Below are 16,745 nucleotides of genomic sequence, written 5' to 3'. Positions count from 1 at the left end.
CCAAAATGGCAATGATTGACAGGCACAAAATACTCGAAAAAAACGCGACCCTGCTGCTGGTTACCTCCCTGGTGGTCGTCAGTATCGGCGGTATCGTCGAGATCGCACCGCTCTTTTATCTCGAGAACACCATCGAGAAGGTGAAGGGCATGCGGCCGTACTCGCCGCTGGAGCTGTCCGGGCGCAACATCTATATCCGCGAAGGCTGTTATGTCTGCCACAGCCAGATGATCCGGCCGTTCCGCGACGAAGTGGAGCGTTACGGACCGTATTCGCTGGCCGCGGAATCGATGTACGATCATCCGTTCCAGTGGGGCTCGAAACGCACCGGGCCCGATCTGGCCCGGGTCGGGGCCCGCTATTCCAACGAATGGCACGTCCAGCATCTGGTCGAGCCGCGTTCGGTGGTCCCGGAATCGATTATGCCGAGCTACGCATTCCTGCTCGACCGGGAACTGGACTACGAGAACATCGCGCTTGAATTGAAAGCCAATGTCACCGTGGGCGTGCCCTATGACGAGGCCATGATCGAGAATGCGAAAGCCGATCTCGAGGCCCAGGCCGATCCCGACGCGGACTGGTCAGGGGTCGAGGAGCGCTATCCGAAAGCCGTTCTCGGTGATTTCGACGGCGATCCGTCAAGGCTCACCGAAATGGATGCGCTGGTCGCATATCTCCAGATGCTCGGAACGCTGGTCGATTTCTCCAGCTACGATCCGACCTCGGGCTACCGCTAGGAGACCGGGTCATGGATTACCAGACAATGCGGACCTTTGCCGATAGCTGGGGCCTGCTGTTCATGGTGATCGTCTTTGTCGCGGTGGTGATCTACACCTTCCGGCCCGGCAGCAAGAAAGAAGCTGACGAGATTGCCCGGATTCCGCTGAAGGACGAAGACGGTCCGAACAAGGATGACAAGGAATAGACGATGTCTGAAAGAGAAATTGACGAAATCAGCGGTACCGAGACCACCGGCCATGAGTGGGACGGCATCAAGGAGCTGAATACGCCGATGCCGCGCTGGTGGGTCTGGACCTTCTACGCGACCATCGTGTGGAGTATCGGTTACATGATCGCCTATCCGTCCATCCCGCTGATCAATGATGCGACAAAGGGTTTGCTCGGCTATTCAAGCCGTGCCAGCGTCGCACAGGAAATGGCGGCGGCCGAGGAAGTGCAGTCACAATTCGTCGACCGGATCGCGCAGATGCCGGTCGAGGAGATTTCCTCGCATCCGGACCTGCTGCAGTTCGCGATCGCCGGCGGTTCGGCCGCCTACAAGGTCAATTGCGTTCAGTGTCACGGTTCCGGCGCGCAGGGCGCACCCGGCTATCCGAACCTCAATGACGACAGCTGGCTGTGGGGCGGAGACATCAACAACATCTACCAGACGATTGCGCATGGCGTTCGCTACGAAGCCGAGGACGATTCGCGCTTCTCCGACATGCCGGCATTTGCCGACCTGCTGGAGCCGGAGGAAATTCGCCAGGTGGCTGCCTATGTGGTCAGCCTGACGGGCGATCCGTCGGATGCGTCGCTGGTGGAGCCGGGTTCCGTGATCTATGCCGAGCAATGCGCGGTATGTCACGGTGATGACGGCACGGGCGATATCGAGTTCGGCGCGCCGAACCTTGCCGATGCGATCTGGTTCTACGGTGAAACCGAGGACGAGATTGCCGGCCAGATCGCCAATCCCAAGCACGGCGTGATGCCCGCATGGGTCGACCGGCTCGGCGAGCCTGTCATCAAGCAACTCGCCGTGTTCGTTCACTCTTTGGGCGGCGGCCAGTAGGCATTAAAATGGCACTGCGGCGGCCAAGGGCCGCCCACGTGAGGGGCAGGCAAATCGCCGCAGTGCATCGTTCGGTCGCAGGACGGCCGGATCAATAAAGGGGCGGATTGGTGTAGGCCGTACTTGGCCATCGGGGAGGGCGTCGATCGTCCCGCAGACCAAGGCAGCGTGTACAACCAACCGCAACCGAAGATGACACCAATGACGGATACTCGTTCGCAAACAACCGATGTCGAGCAGTTCGACGCCCAGGCCGTCAACGCCGCCTGGGCCCGCAAGCCGCTTTACGAGGCGCGCAAGAAGATCTTCCCGAAGCGCGCCAGCGGCCAGTTCCGCCGCTTCAAGTGGCTGATCATGTTCATCACACTGGGTATCTATTACCTGACCCCGTGGATCCGGTGGGATCGCGGCCCGTTCGCGCCGGATCAGGCGGTGCTGGTGGATCTCGCCAACCGGCGTTTCTATTTCTTCTTCATCGAAATCTGGCCGCAGGAATTCTTCTTCGTTGCCGGTCTTCTGGTCATGGCCGGGTTCGGCCTGTTTCTGGTCACGTCGGCCGTCGGGCGGGCCTGGTGCGGCTATACCTGTCCGCAGACAGTCTGGGTCGATCTGTTCCTGGTCGTTGAGCGGGCGATCGAGGGCGAACGCAATCAGCGCATGAAGCTGGACAAGGCGTCATGGTCGGTCGACAAGCTCGCCAAGCGGGTCTCCAAACACGCGATATGGCTGCTGATTGCCGTCGCGACGGGCGGCGCCTGGATCTTCTATTTCGCCGATGCGCCGACGCTGCTTGTCAACGCCGTAACGGGGCAGGCGGAACCGGTCGCCTATATCACCGTGGCGGTGCTGACGGCGACGACCTATGTGTTCGGCGGGCTGATGCGGGAGCAGGTCTGCACCTATATGTGCCCGTGGCCGCGTATCCAGGCGGCGATGCTGGACGAGAACTCGCTGGTGGTCACCTATAATGACTGGCGGGGCGAGCCGCGCTCACGTCACGCCAAGCGGGCGAAGGCCGAGGGCAAGGCCGTCGGCGACTGTGTCGATTGCAATGCCTGTGTGGTGGTCTGCCCGATGGGTATCGACATTCGCGATGGCCAGCAGCTCGAATGCATTACCTGCGCGCTTTGCATCGACGCCTGCGACAGCGTGATGGACAAGCTCGGAAAGCCGCGCGGGCTGATCGCCTATGCGACGCTCAACGAATATACGGAAAACATGAAGCTGGCGACGGCCGGCGGAACGAGCCCGATCAGTCCGGACCTGATCCGCAACAAGGACGGCTCGTTCATCGACAAGATTCAGCACTTCGACTGGCGCATCATCTTCCGTTTCCGGACGATGCTCTATTTCGGCGTCTGGGCACTTGTCGGCCTGGCCCTGCTCTTCGCGCTGTTGTCGCGCGACCGGCTGGAACTCAATGTCCTGCATGACCGCAATCCGCAATTCGTCACCCTTTCGGACGGATCGATCCGCAACGGATACACGGTCAAGCTGCTCAACATGATCCCCGAACCGCGGGTGATTTTCCTGTCGCTCGAGGGACTTCCCGGCGCCACAATGTCGGTGACCGGGATCGATCAACCCGATGGCCGGTCTTTTGCCATTCCGGTCGACCCTGATAGGCTGCGCACGATCAAGGTCTATATCAAACAGCCATCCGATCTGGTGCAGCCCGGCAAGACCCAGTTCAATCTCGTTGCCGAAGACAAGGCCAGCACGGAAATGGACGTCTACAACGCGGCGTTCGATGCCCCGGAGGATAAATGATGCAGACATTCCGCTCCATACTCCACGGTCCCTTCACGGGCTGGCACATGCTTGGCGTGATGGTTCTGTTTTTCGGCACGATCATAACGGTCAACGCCACGATGGCGTATTTCGCCGGTTCGAGCTGGAGCGGTCTCATCGTCAAGAACACGTATGTGGCGAGCCAGCAGTTTGACACCGATGTGGCGCGCGTCGAGGCGATGAAGGCGCGGGGGTGGACGTCCGCGATCGAGGTGGACACGCAGACCGTGCGCTACACGCTGGCCAATGCGCTCGGCACGCCCATCGCCGCGGATCGGGTAACCGTCGCTTTCAGCCGCCCCGTCCGTGAGGACCAGGACCGGCTGATCGAGTTGCAGGCACGGGAAGACGGCAGCTACGCCGCTGGCCACGGCCTTGCGAGCGGGCAGTGGCTGGTCAAGGCAACCGCCTCAAAGGATGATGCCGTCGTCTATACGGATGTGCAGCGGGTCATCATTTCAGCGGACAGGAACCAGTAATGAGCTGCTGCGCGCCCGGAACCGAATCGGCCGTCGCGCTTGAGAAGGCGCTGCATGACGGGCCGTCCAGCGAGGAAATGCGGCTTGCCAGCCGCGATATCGGCAGCGGGCTGCGGCAGACAGATCTCAGCGTTCCGGGTATTCATTGCGGCGCTTGCATCAGGAATATAGAAAACGGTCTTAACCGGCTGGAATTCATTGATAATGCGCGCGTCAACATGTCAACAAAGCGGGTCAGTGTCGCCTGGTCGGACGGCGCCGGCGATCCGGGCGCGATCATCCAGACGCTGCACCGGCTCGGCTATGAGGCGCATCTGTTCGACTTTGCCGGCGAAGCGGAAGACAAGACCCTTTCGATGATGCTGCGCTCGCTGGCGGTGGCCGGTTTCGCCGCCGCCAATATCATGCTCCTGTCGGTTTCGGTCTGGTCGGGGGCGGAGGCCGCGACACGCGACCTGTTTCACTGGATCTCGGCGCTGATCGCCATTCCGGCATTAGCCTATTCCGGACGGATCTTCTTCCGCTCCGCCTTTTCGGCCTTGCGGAACGGGCGGCTCAACATGGATGTGCCGATATCGCTGGCGGTGGTCCTGGCCTTCGCCATGAGCCTTTATGAAACGATCAATTCCGGTGAACACGCCTATTTCGACGCCTCGGTCACGCTGCTGTTCTTCCTTTTGATCGGCCGCACGCTCGATCACATGATGCGTGAAAAGGCGCGCTCGGCCGTGAAGGGGCTGGCACGACTGTCGCCACGCGGGGCGATGACCCTGAAATCCGACGGTTCCAAGGTGTTCCTGCCGGTGGACGATATCAGCGCGGGCATGACAATCCTGCTGGCGGCCGGCGACCGCGTGCCGGTCGATGCGCGGGTCATTTCCGGCTCGAGTGACCTGGATTGTTCGCTGGTCAATGGCGAGAGCGCGCCGCAGACCGTCTCGCAAGGCAGTGTGCTGCGGGCCGGAACGCTCAACCTGACCGGACCATTGACGATCGAAGCGCTGGCGCCCGCGAGCCAGTCCTTCCTGGCCGAGATGATGCAGCTCATGGAACGCGCCGAAAGCGGTAAGGCCGGTTACCGGCGTATCGCCGACCGGGCGGCAGAGCTTTATGCGCCCGTCGTTCATCTGGTGGCGCTGTTTTCCTTCATCGGCTGGATGATCGTATCCGGCGACTGGCACCATTCGCTCTACATCGCGATCGCGGTGCTGATCATAACCTGCCCCTGCGCGCTGGCACTGGCGGTTCCGGTCGTTCAGGTCGTTGCTGCCGGGCGTCTCTTCGAAGACGGCATCATGGCCAAGGACGGGGTGGCAATGGAGCGCCTGGCACAGGCCGACACGATCGTCTTTGACAAGACCGGCACGCTGACTCTCGGTCGGCCACGCCTGTTGAATGCCGATGCGATCCGGCCGGAATATCTGGAGCTGGCGGCGCAGCTCGGCACCCATTCGCGGCATCCGCTGTCGCGGGCGCTTGCCCAGGCGGCCGGCAGTGCACAAACGGCTGATTTTGAAGCCATTGAGGAAGTACCGGGCGCAGGCCTCGAGGCACGGCGCGACGGGGTGACCTACCGGCTCGGCCGCGCCGACTGGGCTCTTGCCGTTACGGGCGGCGGAAGCGGCGACAATGAGGACAAGGGGCAGGCGGTGCTCAGTGCCGACGGCCGGTTCCTCGCGGCTTTCGTTTTTGAAGACCGCCTGCGCAGCGGCGCGGCGGCAACCGTCGCCGAACTGAAGGCCGAGGGATATCCGGTCGAAATTATCTCCGGCGACAGGGCGGGCGTTGTCGCGCGGCTGGCGGAGACACTCGGCATCTCGCGCTATCGAAGCGGCGTGCTGCCCGGCGAAAAGGCCGCCTATGTATCGGGGCTGGTCAAGGAGGGCAGGAAGGTGCTGATGGTCGGCGACGGCCTCAACGACGCACCGGCTCTGGTCAGCGCCTATGTATCGATGGCGCCGGCAAGCGCCGCCGATGTCGGCCGCAACGCCGCAGATTTCGTGTTCCTCCACGAGAACTTTTCAGCCGTCAGCAATGCCATCGCCGTCTCAAAGAAGGCCGGAAGCCTGATCCGCCAGAATTTCGGCCTTGCGATCGTCTACAACATGATCGCCATTCCGTCGGCCATCCTCGGCTACGCCACGCCGCTGGTAGCGGCCCTGGCCATGTCGTCTTCCTCGCTCGTCGTTGTATTGAACGCGCTTCGCCTCAGGATCCGGAAGCGCAAGGCAGCGCAATTTGCGACGGCGTCTCAGCCGGATGATCGGCTTGGCGCGAAGGCACCGGAACCGGCGCAGTGAACAATCTGCTCTACCTTATACCGGTGGCCCTGTTTCTCGGCGCGCTCGGACTGGTCGCATTCCTGTGGTCCATCCGTTCCGGTCAATATGAGGATCTTGAAGGCGCGGCGCATCGCATATTGGATGACAGCGAGGAGCCGCTTCCGGACAACGGTGCTAGCCGCACAAAGCGCAGGTCAGCGGATGGTCCGCCTCCTGGAGCCCCTCCACCACATTGAAATGGTGACGGTCGGGCTCCTCGACGTCGACCGTCGCCGCACCCAGACCCTTCCAGATACTGGCCAGCAGCGCATTCTGGCGAAGAAACTCGGCACGCTCCCCGCCGCCGACCCAGCAGATCAGGCGTGTATCGCCGACCGGCTCAAGCAAGGCCGGGCTTTCGGTCAGCGCTTCCATGCGGTCGATGTTGAGCGTGTCGTTCATCTCCGTGCGCATCAGCGGACGCAGATCGTGAACGCCGCTGATCGAGACCGTCAGCCGGATGCGCTCGATGACATCCGGGGGCAGGGGCGTATTGCGGCAAACCATTCGCGTCACCAGATGGCCGCCGGCCGAATGGCCTGCCAGGTGGATCGCGCCGCCCACACGGCCTGCAGCGGCCGTCACCGCCTCGCCGACTTCCTCGGTAATGCCGGCGATGCGGATATCGGGACAAAGTGTGTAGGAGGGCAGGGCGATGCTGTAGCCGTGAGCCAGCGGGCCGGCCGCAAGGTGCGACCAGGACGATTTGTCGAATGCCCGCCAGAAGCCGCCATGCACGAAGACGATCAGCCCTTTCGGCGTACCGTCTGGATGAAAAAGATCGAAGGTGTTGCGCTCGCCGGCGCCATATTCGACATCGAATTCGGCCCGCCCGGTCGCGCGGTATTCCTGCCGGAACCGCTTTGCCTGAGCGGCCCATTTTGCCGGATAGTCCTCGCCGCCGGGAATGTTTGCCATGTTGGCGTAGGCGTCGTCCCAGTCCGATATCTGGTGCATCAGCATGCTGAAATTCCAAGTTCTCCAATCCCGTACGACACTGTGGCCTGAAAGAAACCGTTGGCGCAAGTGGGCAGCGAATGAGCCGGATGCGATGCCGGTTCAGGCGCCGGACTTTCGGGCCTCCAGGCTGCGGGCGAGAACGCACAGGATTTCAAAGGCAATCGAGACACCGACCCAGGCCGTCGCGCCGGACGGATCGAGCGGCGGCGAGACCTCTACCACATCCGCGCCGATGATGTTCACGCCATCGAGAAGGCGCACGCATCGCTGCGCCGTGTAGGTGTCGGGGCCGCCGATCTCGGGCGTTCCGGTGCCGGGGGCAAAGGCCGGGTCGATGAAATCAATGTCGAAGCTGATATAGGTCTCGGCCGACCCAACGATCCGCCGCGCCTCGGTCATGACGTCTTCGATGCCGCGGTCCATGAACTCCTCGATGCGAATGATACGCACCCCATGCTCTTCGGCCCATTCGATATCGTCGAAGCCATAGGCCGTGCCGCGGATGCCGATCTGCACGACGCGTTCAGGGTCGAGCACCCCGGCCTCCACGGCGCGACGGAACGGTGTGCCATGGGTCAGCTTGAAATCGCCGAAATAGCCGTCGAAGAGATCCGTATGGGCGTCGAAATGGATCATGCCGACCGGGTTGCCCTTGTCGACAATGCCCTGAAGCACGGGAAAGGACAGCGAATGATCGCCGCCAAAGGAAAGCGGTCGGATGCCCTGGCTTGCCAGGCGTCGGTAGAAAGCCGTGATGCGCTCGAATGTGTCCTCGATGCTGACGGGGTTCGGGTTGACGTCACCCAGATCGGCGCAATTGACCAGTTCAAACGGATTGGTGCGTGTCACCGGGTGGCTCATGCGGATCATGGTTGACTGATCGCGCAATTGACGGGGGCCGTGCCGCGCGCCCGGCCGGTTGGTCGTTCCGCTGTCGAACGGAATGCCGACAAGGCCGACATCTACATCGGCGATGCGGCTGTCGTCCAGTTCGACATGGGGAAGCCGCATGAAGGTGGGGACACCGGCGAAGCGGGGCGAGTCGATGCCCGAAACGGGCTGGAAGAAGGGATCGGGCATTGATTTTTCCTGTAAAGGAGCGTTGGGTTTCGACGCCATTGACGCGACGGGCACGCATTGTCAGCGCCGTGATTTCGATAGCAACCGGACCGGTATGCATAATGATTGCCTGCGATCGCGATCGATGCAATAGATGCGCCGGTTGCCGGCCGGATGAAGGCTTTTCGGCGGCGTAACGTACAGCGACTTTCAGCACCCGCGTTCAGGGCGCGTGAACAGCGATTGGAGGAGGCCATGACCTGCGTTTTCGTTCAACTCCAGTGTCAGCCCGGCAAGGCCTATGCCGTTGCCGACAAGCTCTATGACCGCGAGATCGTGTCGGAACTCTATTCGACGTCCGGCGAGTTCGATCTTCTGATGAAGATCTACGTTCCGAAGGGCGAGGATATCGGTAAATATGTCCACGACAATGTGTTGAACATTCCCGGCATTGCCCGGTCGCTGACAACGATGACCTTCACCGCATTTTAGTGGCATTGCAGGAGCGATCCGATGGCGAATGATCCGATTATCATCATCGGTGCCGGCCAGTGCGGCCAGAAGGCGACCGAAACGTTGCGCCAACAGGGTTATGATGGCGATCTTGTCCTGATCGGCGACGAGCCGCATGCGCCCTATCAGAGGCCGCCGCTTTCCAAGGCATTCCTGAAAGGTGAGATGAGCCTGGAACGCCTGATGCTCAAGGGGCCGGATTATTTCGACCGGTTCAATATCGATGCGCGGCTTTCCGTTTGGGTCGAAAGCATCGATCCGGGGAGCCGGAAGGTGATGCTTCAGGGCGGCGATGCGCTTGCCTATTCGAAACTGCTGCTGGCGACCGGCACGCGTTCGCGCAAGATCCCGGTGCCGGGCCTCGACCTGGAAGGGGTTCACTACATGCGCACGATCGCCGATGTCGAGGCGATCACGAATGAGCTTAAGCCGGAGACGCGAATAGCGATCATCGGCGGCGGCTATATCGGCCTGGAGGTGGCTTCGGCGCTGCGTTCCTTCAAGCACGATGTCACGGTGATCGAGGGCATGGAGCGGGTCCTGCAGCGCGTCGTTTGTCCGCAGATGTCGGACTATTTCCACCGTGCGCACAGCAGGAACGGCGTGGCCATCCATCTCAATGCCGTGCTGGAGTCGATCGAGGGCGCTGGACGGGTCGAGCGGATCCGGTTGCGCGACGGGCAGGAAATCGAGGCCGACATGATCCTCATGGCGGTCGGTGCCGAGCCGGTCTGCGAACTTGCCGTGCAGGCGGGCCTGACGATCGAGAATGGCGTTTCGACCGACGGGACGTGTCGCACGTCCGATCCGGATATCTACGCGGCCGGCGACTGCTCGAGCTTCTATTCGGGGCGCTACCAGCGACATATCCGGCTTGAAAGCGTCCAGAACGCCATCGACCAGGGCAAGCACGCGGCCGGGGCCATGCTCGGTTCGGACGAGTTGTACGATCCTGTGCCCTGGTTCTGGTCGGACCAGTATGACATCAAGCTGCAGATTGCCGGTCTCTCACAGGGCTACGACCGCACCGAAGTCGAGGGAGACGAGGCGGAGAACGCCTTTGCCGTGCGCTACTTTGCCGGCGATCGGCTGCTTTGCGTCGATGCCGTCAACATGCCGCGTGCCCACATGATGGCGCGCCGGGAACTGGCGAGCCAGGACTAGCAATCCGGCGCATTTGCCGCCCGTGAAAATAACTGTTGATTTTTCATCAGCGTTGATGGAAGCTCGCCGGCATGTCTCGCCAGCGGGCTGGCGCGTGACGCAAACGGTTTGGACGGCACAATGGCAAGCGACGGCGCGCAGGCGGAAAAATACGACCCGGGTAACGTGTCGGCTGATATCGGCCGGGACATCAGGGCGATCCGGCAATCAAAGGGCATGACGCTGACCGAAATGGCGGTCAAGCTCGGCCGCTCGATCGGCTATCTCAGCCAGGTCGAGCGCGGCATATCGGAGCTTTCGACCGAAGAACTGCGGCAGGTCGCCGACCTGTTCGGTGTGCCGCTGGGCTGGTTTCTGGTGTTGTCGGACGTGTCGGAGGCGGAACGCGGTTATATCACGCGGGCCGGCTTGAGGCGCACGAGCGGCGATACTGAAGGCGGGCTGGCCGAAGAACTGCTTTCACCGGACCTGTCCGGTTCCTTCGAAGTGATCCGCAGCATTTTCGCGCCCCGTTCGAAGCGCTCCAGGCCAGCGCTGCGCATGACGGAGGAGACCGCCTATATGGTGTCCGGCATGCTCGATATCCGCATTGGCGACAAGAAATTCACGGTCCATGCCGGTGACAGTTTCCGCTTCAAGGAAGAAGAGTTCGACTGGGAGAACAACTCGGACGAACCGGCTGTCGCGATCTGGGTCGTCTCCCCACCCATCTACTGAACAATAGTGAGGTTCATATGGCCGAGCTCGCTTCCCACGCCCGTGTTGTCATCATCGGTGGCGGCGCCGTCGGCGCAAGCTGTCTTTATCATCTGGCGATGGCCGGCGAGACCGATGTGTTGCTGATCGAGAAGAACGAGCTGACATCCGGTTCGACCTGGCACGCGGCCGGCAATACGCCGAATTTCTCCGGCAATCTCAACCTGATGAAGCTGCAGAACTACGGCTCGCGGCTCTACAACAGGCTCGGCGACGAGGTCGGCTATCCCATCAACCGCCACATGACGGGTGCCGTGCGCCTGGCGCACTCGAAAGAGCGCATGCAGGAGTTCGAGCATGTCGCTTCCATGGCCAATGCCGCCGGCATGGACATGGACGTGCTCTCCGCACAGGAACTGAAGGGCAAATACTATCCCTGGCTGGAGACGCACGACCTCATGGGTGGCGCCTGGGACTCCGAAGACGGCGACATCGATCCGGCGCAGCTTACCCAGGCTTTTGCCAAGGGCGCGCGCGACAAGGGTGCCAAGGTGGCGCGCTTTACCAAGGTGACGGGGCTGTCCCAGCGGGCCGACGGCACCTGGGACGTGACGACGGACAAGGGCAGCGTCCATGCCGAGATCGTCATCAATGCGGCTGGCTACTACGCCGATGAAATCGGCCGCATGGTCGGGCGGGACATTCCGATGGTGACCATGTCGCACCAGTACCTGGTGACCGAGGCGATCGGCGAATTGGAGGCGCTGGACAAGAAAGTGCCGCTGCTGCGCGATCCGGACGACAGCTACTATCTGCGCCAGGAGGGCAACGGGCTCATCCTCGGGCCCTATGAGTGGCAGGCGACGCCGCACTGGCTGAAAGAAGGCACACCCGAGGATTTCGCCTTCCAGCTCTATCCGGACGATCTGGAGCGGCTCGAATGGTATATCAACGCCGCCTGCGAGCGGGTGCCGATGCTGGCGACCGGCGGCGTGCAGAAGGTCATCAACGGGCCGATCCCTTACGCGCCGGACGGCTTGCCGCTGATCGGTCCGGCGCCCGGGCTGACCAACTTCTTCGAAGCCTGCGTTTTCACATTCGGCATATGCCAGGCAGGCGGGGCCGGCAAGGTGATCGCCGAGTTCATTACCGAAGGCGAAACGGAACTCGATCTTTGGATGGTCGATCCGCGGCGTTTCACCGACTACGCGACGAAAACATACGCGACGGTCAAGGCCATCGAGGTCTATCAGAACGAATATGCGATGCATCTGCCGCACCGGCCGTGGCCGGCAGGACGTCCGGCAAAGGCCTCGCCGCTCTACGATGCCATGGCGGAACACGGTGCGCAGTTCGGCAGTTTCGGCGGCTGGGAGCGGCCGCTCTGGTTTGCCCGCGAGGGCGACCGGCCGGAGCCGGACCTGACCCATGGACGGCCGCATTTCGACGATGCGATCGCCGCCGAGGTCAAGACCGTCACCGAGCGTGCCGGCATTCTCGACCTGACCGGCTTCACACGGTTCGAGCTTTCAGGACCGGGCGCAGCCGACTGGCTCGACGGCATGATCACGGGATCGCTTCCGCGGCAGGGGCGTGTGTCGCTGGCCTATTTCTGCGCCGAAAGCGGCCGGGTGATGACCGAGCTGACGATCACGCGGCTCGCCGATGATCGGTTCTGGCTGATCGGGCCGGCGGCGGGCTACTGGCACGACCGCGACTGGCTCAAGCAGCACATGCCGGATGATGGTTCGGTGTCGCTGGAGGATATCACCGCCCGCTACGGCACGCTGGTGCTGGCAGGGCCGAAATCGCGTGAAATCCTCTCAGCGATTGCCGATGAAGACCCCTCGAACGCGGCCTTGCCTTGGCTGTGTGCCGCGCCGATCACGATCGGCATGGCGCACGGGCTCGTATTGCGGGTCAATTTCGTCGGCGAACTCGGCTATGAGCTGCACATGCCGATGGAGACCATGGCGGCGGTGCACAAGCAATTGCTGGAAGCCGGCGAAGCGCACGGTATCGGCCATTTCGGCATGTATGCGATGGATTCGATGCGCCTTGAAAAGGGCTATCGAGGCTGGAAACAGGATCTGTCTTCCGAATATACGCCACTGACATCCGCCGTCGACCGTTTCGTCAAGCTGAACAAGACGCAGTTTATCGGTCGCGAGGCGCTGTTGAAGCAAAGCCAGGAGGGCGTCGCCGAGCGGTTCGTCGCCATGGAGCTCGAGCCGGGAGACGGCACCGAAGCGCCTTACGGAAGCCCGGTTTTCTCGGGCGACCAGCGCGTCGGACTGATCACGTCGGGCGGTTTCGGACACCGTACCGGAAAGTCCATCGCGCTCGGCTATGTGGATGCCGCGCAGACAGCGGAAGGAACGCGGCTCCTGGTCGATATCTATGGCGAAAAACGACCCGCAACGGTCGTTCCGGAAGTCATCTACGATCCGGAAAACGAGCGTTTGCGGGCATAGTGCCGGAGGAGTTGAGCGGCCGCATATTGGAGGATTGACGCCGATGTCGAAGCTTGTTGACGAGGTGGAGGTGCCGGGCGTGGAACGGGAAAGACGCCGTTCGGGAGGACGCGAAGCAAGGCGGGCCATGCGCGCCGCGCCGCTGGACAAATCGGTGCGCCCGGTCCGGCCGGGCATGTCGTCGGGCAGTTATCGCCCGCTTTCGGAAAACGATCTGGAACGCATTCACGAGGCGGCGCTCACCGTCCTTGAGGATGTCGGGATGGGACAGCCGATCGAGAGCTGCATAGATGTGTGCACAGCCGCCGGCGCGACCTATGGCGAGGACGGACGATTGCGGTTTCCGCGCGAACTGGTCATGGACACGGTGCGAAACGCGGCCCGCAACTTGACGATTTGCGGCCAGGATCCCGCGCACGATATGATTTTGTCCGGCAAGAAGGTGCATTTCGGGACAGCCGGCGCGGCGGTGCATATCGTCGACGTGGAAAGGCGCGAATACCGCGAATCCGAGTTACGCGATCTTTATGACGCGGCCCGTATCGTCGAAACACTGGACAATGTGCATTTCTTCCAACGGCCCGTGGTCGCACGCGATATTCCCGATCCTGTCCAACTCGACATCAACACGCTCTATGCCTGCCTTCTGGGAACAACCAAGCATATCGGAACGAGTTTTTCGGTCGGCGAGAGCGTGAAGCCATCGCTGGAAATGCTGCATATGATCGCCGGTGGCGAAGCGGCTTTCAGGGCGCGCCCCTTCGTTTCCAACTCGAACTGTTTCGTTGTGCCGCCGCTGCGGTTTGCCGAGGATGCCTGTCATGTGCTCGAGCAATGCGTGCGCGCGGGCATGCCGGTTCTGCTGCTTTCGGCGGGGCAGGCGGGTGCGACCGCGCCGGCGGCGATTGCCGGGGCGGTGGTGCAGGCGGTTGCCGAGGTGCTTGCCGGCCTGGTCTATGTGAATGCCATCTCAAAGGGACATCCGGCGATATTCGGCACCTGGCCCTTCGTGTCCGATCTGCGCACCGGCGCCATGTCGGGCGGATCGGGCGAGCAGGCGCTGCTTTCGGCGGCCTGCGCGCAGATGGCCCATTTCTATGACCTTCCGGGCGGCGCGGCGGCCGGCATCGCCGATTCCAAAGTGCCGGACGTTCAGGCCGGATACGAGAAAGGCATCACCAATGTGATGGCCGGACTTTCCGGTCTCAACATGGTCTATGAATCGGCCGGCATGCATGCCTCTCTGCTCGGCTTCTCGCTGGAAAGCCTGATCATCGACAACGACATGCTGGGTCAGTGCATGCGCTGCGTTCGCGGTATCGAGGTCAATGACGAATCGCTTTCGCTCGCCTCGATCGAGGATGTGTCCATCAACGGGCCGGGACATTATCTCGGCCACGAGCAGACACTGGCGCTGATGCAGACCGAATATATCTATCCGGTGATCGGCGACCGGACGAGCCCCAAGGAGTGGGTTGAAAAAGGCAGGCCGGATATCGTGGAGACGGCGATCGCGGAGAAGAACCGGATTCTTTCAACGGTCTTTCCGAAACATATCTCCGCAGATCTCGACAGGCGCATTCGCGAGCGGTTCAATATCGAGTTGGAAGCGGAGTAATTCCATGAACTCTCCAGCGTCGGCAGGTAAAGCCGACGCTGGTCGAAGGGCCGGTCGCGCCGGCCCCTTGCTTTGCCCTACGCGCCTTGTTGCGGACGCATATCGTCCGGATTGATGCCCGCCACCTCGACCGGTTTTTTCATGGCGTCGCGGCGGAACGGCTCGCCGAGTTCCTGGTTGAGGATGACCTCGATAAAGGTGGTGACGCCGTCTTTCTGGGCATTGCAGGCCTCGTGCAGCGCTGTTGTCAAATCGTCCTGATTGGTAACCGTCACGCCCTTCAGCCCGCAGCCCTCGGCGACCTTCGCGTAGCTCAGATGCGGATCGAGCTCTGTGCCGACGAAATTGTTGTCGAACCAGAGCGTCGTGTTGCGCTTTTCCGCGCCCCACTGGTAGTTGCGGAAGACCACCATGGTGATGGCCGGCCATTCGTCGCGGCCGCACGAGGTCATCTCGTTCATCGAAATGCCGAAAGCGCCGTCTCCGGCAAAGCCGACGACCGGCGTATCCGGGCAACCGATCTTGGCGCCGAGAATGGCGGGGAATCCGTAGCCGCACGGCCCGAACAGGCCGGGCGCCAGATATTTGCGGCCCTGCTCGAAGGTCGGGTAGGCATTGCCGATCGCGCAGTTGTTGCCGATATCGGAGGATATGATCGCCTCCTTCGGCAGGCCCGCCTGGATGGCGCGCCAGGCCTTGCGCGGCGACATGCGGTTCGGCTGGTCTGTGCGGGCGTCCTGGTTCCAGGTGGTGCCCGGATCGTCATCCTCATGGTCCATGCTCGAAAGGGTCTGCAGCCAGGCCGACTTGGTGCGGTGGATCAGTGCCTTGCGCTCGTCGCGGTCCGTGTCGCCGGCCGACGGCGAGAGCTTTTCGAGGATCTGCTGCGCGACGAGCCTGGCATCGCCGCAAATGCCGACGGTGACCTTCTTGGTCAGGCCGATGCGGTCGGCATTGATGTCGACCTGGATGATGCTGGCATCCTTCGGCCAGTAGTCGATGCCGTAGCCGGGCAGGGTGGAGAACGGGTTGAGCCGGGTGCCAAGCGCCAGCACGACGTCGGCCTGGGCAATCAGTTCCATCGCCGCCTTGGAGCCGTTGTAGCCGAGCGGGCCGCAGGCGAGCGGATGGCTTCCCGGGAAACTGTCATTGTGCTGATAACCGCTGGCCACCGGCGCATCGAGGCGCTCGGCGAGCTTGCGGCAATCGTCGATGGCACCGCCGATGACGACGCCGGCGCCGGACAAGATGACCGGGAAGCGTGCATTCGACAGAAGCTCGGCCGCGCGGTCGATCGCATCCGCACCGCCGGCCGGGCGTTCCAGCCGGACGATCTGCGGCAGTTCGATATCGACGACCTGGGTCCAGAAATCGCGCGGCACGTTGATCTGCGCGGGCGCGGAGCCGCGGATGGCCTTTTCAATAACCCGGTTGAGGACTTCCGCCATGCGCGAGGGATCGCGCACTTCCTCCTGGTAGCAGACCATGTCGCGGAACAGCGCCATCTGTTCCACTTCCTGGAAACCGCCCTGGCCGATGGTCTTGTTGGCCGCCTGCGGCGTGACCAGAAGCATGGGCGTGTGGTTCCAGTAGGCGGTCTTGATCGGAGTGACGAAATTGGTGATGCCCGGCCCGTTCTGGGCGACCGCCATGGCGATCTTGCCGGTGGAACGCGTATAGCCGTCGCAGATAATGCCGGCATTGGTTTCGTGGGCGCAGTCCCAGAACGTTATGCCGGCCTTCGGGAAAAGGTCCGAGATCGGCATCATGGCCGATCCGATGATGCCGAAAGCATGCTCGATGCCGTGCATCTGCAGAACCTTTACGAAGGCTTCCTCGGTGGTCATTTTCATAACGGCTATTCCTCTCAGGATGCGG

General features: G+C 62.1%; 15 protein-coding genes. 12 read left to right on the top strand and 3 right to left on the bottom strand.

The window, feature by feature from the left end:
* Positions 1-5 precede the first annotated feature (5 nt).
* From ccoO to ccoS, 7 genes are all read left to right on the top strand, one after another.
* On the top strand, positions 6-737 hold the full coding sequence (gene ccoO / locus OOZ53_RS04600; RefSeq protein ID WP_271088147.1) for a cytochrome-c oxidase, cbb3-type subunit II: 732 nt from the start codon (positions 6-8) through the stop codon (positions 735-737).
* Positions 738-748: 11 nt separating this feature from the next.
* Positions 749-925: a cbb3-type cytochrome oxidase subunit 3 gene (locus OOZ53_RS04595; protein ID WP_271088146.1), complete on the top strand. Its 177-nt coding sequence runs from the start codon at positions 749-751 to the stop codon at positions 923-925.
* A gap of 3 nt (positions 926-928) precedes the next feature.
* On the top strand, positions 929-1,792 hold the full coding sequence (gene ccoP / locus OOZ53_RS04590; protein WP_271088145.1) for a cytochrome-c oxidase, cbb3-type subunit III: 864 nt from the start codon (positions 929-931) through the stop codon (positions 1,790-1,792).
* A gap of 201 nt (positions 1,793-1,993) precedes the next feature.
* A complete protein-coding gene (gene ccoG, locus OOZ53_RS04585; protein ID WP_271088144.1) occupies positions 1,994-3,562 on the top strand; it encodes a cytochrome c oxidase accessory protein CcoG in 1,569 nt (522 codons plus the stop codon).
* Positions 3,559-4,062: a FixH family protein gene (locus OOZ53_RS04580; protein ID WP_271088143.1), complete on the top strand. Its 504-nt coding sequence runs from the start codon at positions 3,559-3,561 to the stop codon at positions 4,060-4,062. Before ccoG ends, OOZ53_RS04580 begins: the two co-directional genes overlap by 4 nt.
* The gene (locus OOZ53_RS04575) at positions 4,062-6,362 is read left to right on the top strand and encodes a cation-translocating P-type ATPase (protein ID WP_271088142.1); all 2,301 of its coding nucleotides are present in this window, start codon (positions 4,062-4,064) and stop codon (positions 6,360-6,362) included. The genes OOZ53_RS04580 and OOZ53_RS04575 overlap by 1 nt, the downstream gene beginning before the upstream one ends.
* Positions 6,359-6,580 carry a cbb3-type cytochrome oxidase assembly protein CcoS gene (ccoS, locus tag OOZ53_RS04570; protein WP_271088141.1) on the top strand — a complete coding sequence of 74 codons (222 nt, stop codon included), beginning with the start codon at positions 6,359-6,361 and terminating at the stop codon, positions 6,578-6,580. The genes OOZ53_RS04575 and ccoS overlap by 4 nt, the downstream gene beginning before the upstream one ends.
* Here ccoS and OOZ53_RS04565 read toward each other — a convergent pair.
* Together OOZ53_RS04565 and speB are read right to left on the bottom strand one after the other, a co-directional pair.
* A complete protein-coding gene (locus OOZ53_RS04565) occupies positions 6,519-7,346 on the bottom strand; it encodes an alpha/beta hydrolase (protein WP_271088140.1) in 828 nt (275 codons plus the stop codon). The two genes, ccoS and OOZ53_RS04565, sit on opposite strands and share 62 nt — an antisense overlap.
* Positions 7,347-7,442: 96 nt before the next feature.
* Entirely contained in the window at positions 7,443-8,423 is a 981-nt protein-coding gene (gene speB, locus OOZ53_RS04560) for an agmatinase (RefSeq protein WP_271088139.1), read from the bottom strand.
* A gap of 234 nt (positions 8,424-8,657) precedes the next feature.
* Between speB and OOZ53_RS04555 the strand changes: the two genes are divergently transcribed.
* The 5 genes from OOZ53_RS04555 (at position 8,658) to OOZ53_RS04535 (ending at position 14,867) form a co-directional block, all read left to right on the top strand.
* The gene (locus OOZ53_RS04555; RefSeq protein ID WP_271088138.1) at positions 8,658-8,894 is read left to right on the top strand and encodes an Lrp/AsnC ligand binding domain-containing protein; all 237 of its coding nucleotides are present in this window, start codon (positions 8,658-8,660) and stop codon (positions 8,892-8,894) included.
* A gap of 21 nt (positions 8,895-8,915) precedes the next feature.
* Positions 8,916-10,079, top strand: coding sequence for an NAD(P)/FAD-dependent oxidoreductase (locus OOZ53_RS04550; protein WP_271088137.1), 1,164 nt, complete (start codon positions 8,916-8,918; stop codon positions 10,077-10,079).
* Positions 10,080-10,199: 120 nt separating this feature from the next.
* On the top strand, positions 10,200-10,796 hold the full coding sequence (locus OOZ53_RS04545; RefSeq protein WP_271088136.1) for a helix-turn-helix domain-containing protein: 597 nt from the start codon (positions 10,200-10,202) through the stop codon (positions 10,794-10,796).
* 17 nt (positions 10,797-10,813) lie between these two features.
* Positions 10,814-13,249, top strand: coding sequence for a GcvT family protein (locus tag OOZ53_RS04540; protein ID WP_271088135.1), 2,436 nt, complete (start codon positions 10,814-10,816; stop codon positions 13,247-13,249).
* Between the two features lie 43 nt (positions 13,250-13,292).
* The gene (locus OOZ53_RS04535; RefSeq protein ID WP_271088134.1) at positions 13,293-14,867 is read left to right on the top strand and encodes a trimethylamine methyltransferase family protein; all 1,575 of its coding nucleotides are present in this window, start codon (positions 13,293-13,295) and stop codon (positions 14,865-14,867) included.
* A 77-nt stretch (positions 14,868-14,944) separates the two neighbouring features.
* On the opposite strand, the gene xsc is transcribed toward OOZ53_RS04535, so the two are convergent.
* Positions 14,945-16,720, bottom strand: a complete 1,776-nt coding sequence (gene xsc, locus OOZ53_RS04530; RefSeq protein WP_271088133.1) for a sulfoacetaldehyde acetyltransferase — start codon at positions 16,718-16,720, stop codon at positions 14,945-14,947.
* Between the last annotated feature and the right edge of the window lie 25 nt (positions 16,721-16,745).

This window comes from Allohoeflea poritis, assembly GCF_027889715.1.
GTDB classification, from domain to species: Bacteria; Pseudomonadota; Alphaproteobacteria; order Rhizobiales; family Rhizobiaceae; genus Hoeflea_A; species Hoeflea_A poritis.
Note: the sequence above shows the minus strand (reverse complement) of the source record. Positions and strands in the feature narration are given on the sequence as shown.

Coding starts and splice junctions, on each gene's coding strand:
- OOZ53_RS04565 (WP_271088140.1), bottom strand. CDS start 7,346: ATGCTGATGCACCAGATATCGGACTGGGACGACGCCTACGCCAACATG.
- OOZ53_RS04550 (WP_271088137.1), top strand. CDS start 8,916: ATGGCGAATGATCCGATTATCATCATCGGTGCCGGCCAGTGCGGCCAG.
- OOZ53_RS04555 (WP_271088138.1), top strand. CDS start 8,658: ATGACCTGCGTTTTCGTTCAACTCCAGTGTCAGCCCGGCAAGGCCTAT.
- OOZ53_RS04595 (WP_271088146.1), top strand. CDS start 749: ATGGATTACCAGACAATGCGGACCTTTGCCGATAGCTGGGGCCTGCTG.
- ccoG (WP_271088144.1), top strand. CDS start 1,994: ATGACGGATACTCGTTCGCAAACAACCGATGTCGAGCAGTTCGACGCC.
- ccoP (WP_271088145.1), top strand. CDS start 929: ATGTCTGAAAGAGAAATTGACGAAATCAGCGGTACCGAGACCACCGGC.
- OOZ53_RS04580 (WP_271088143.1), top strand. CDS start 3,559: ATGATGCAGACATTCCGCTCCATACTCCACGGTCCCTTCACGGGCTGG.
- OOZ53_RS04535 (WP_271088134.1), top strand. CDS start 13,293: ATGTCGAAGCTTGTTGACGAGGTGGAGGTGCCGGGCGTGGAACGGGAA.
- OOZ53_RS04540 (WP_271088135.1), top strand. CDS start 10,814: ATGGCCGAGCTCGCTTCCCACGCCCGTGTTGTCATCATCGGTGGCGGC.
- ccoO (WP_271088147.1), top strand. CDS start 6: ATGGCAATGATTGACAGGCACAAAATACTCGAAAAAAACGCGACCCTG.
- OOZ53_RS04575 (WP_271088142.1), top strand. CDS start 4,062: ATGAGCTGCTGCGCGCCCGGAACCGAATCGGCCGTCGCGCTTGAGAAG.
- OOZ53_RS04545 (WP_271088136.1), top strand. CDS start 10,200: ATGGCAAGCGACGGCGCGCAGGCGGAAAAATACGACCCGGGTAACGTG.
- xsc (WP_271088133.1), bottom strand. CDS start 16,720: ATGAAAATGACCACCGAGGAAGCCTTCGTAAAGGTTCTGCAGATGCAC.
- speB (WP_271088139.1), bottom strand. CDS start 8,423: ATGCCCGATCCCTTCTTCCAGCCCGTTTCGGGCATCGACTCGCCCCGC.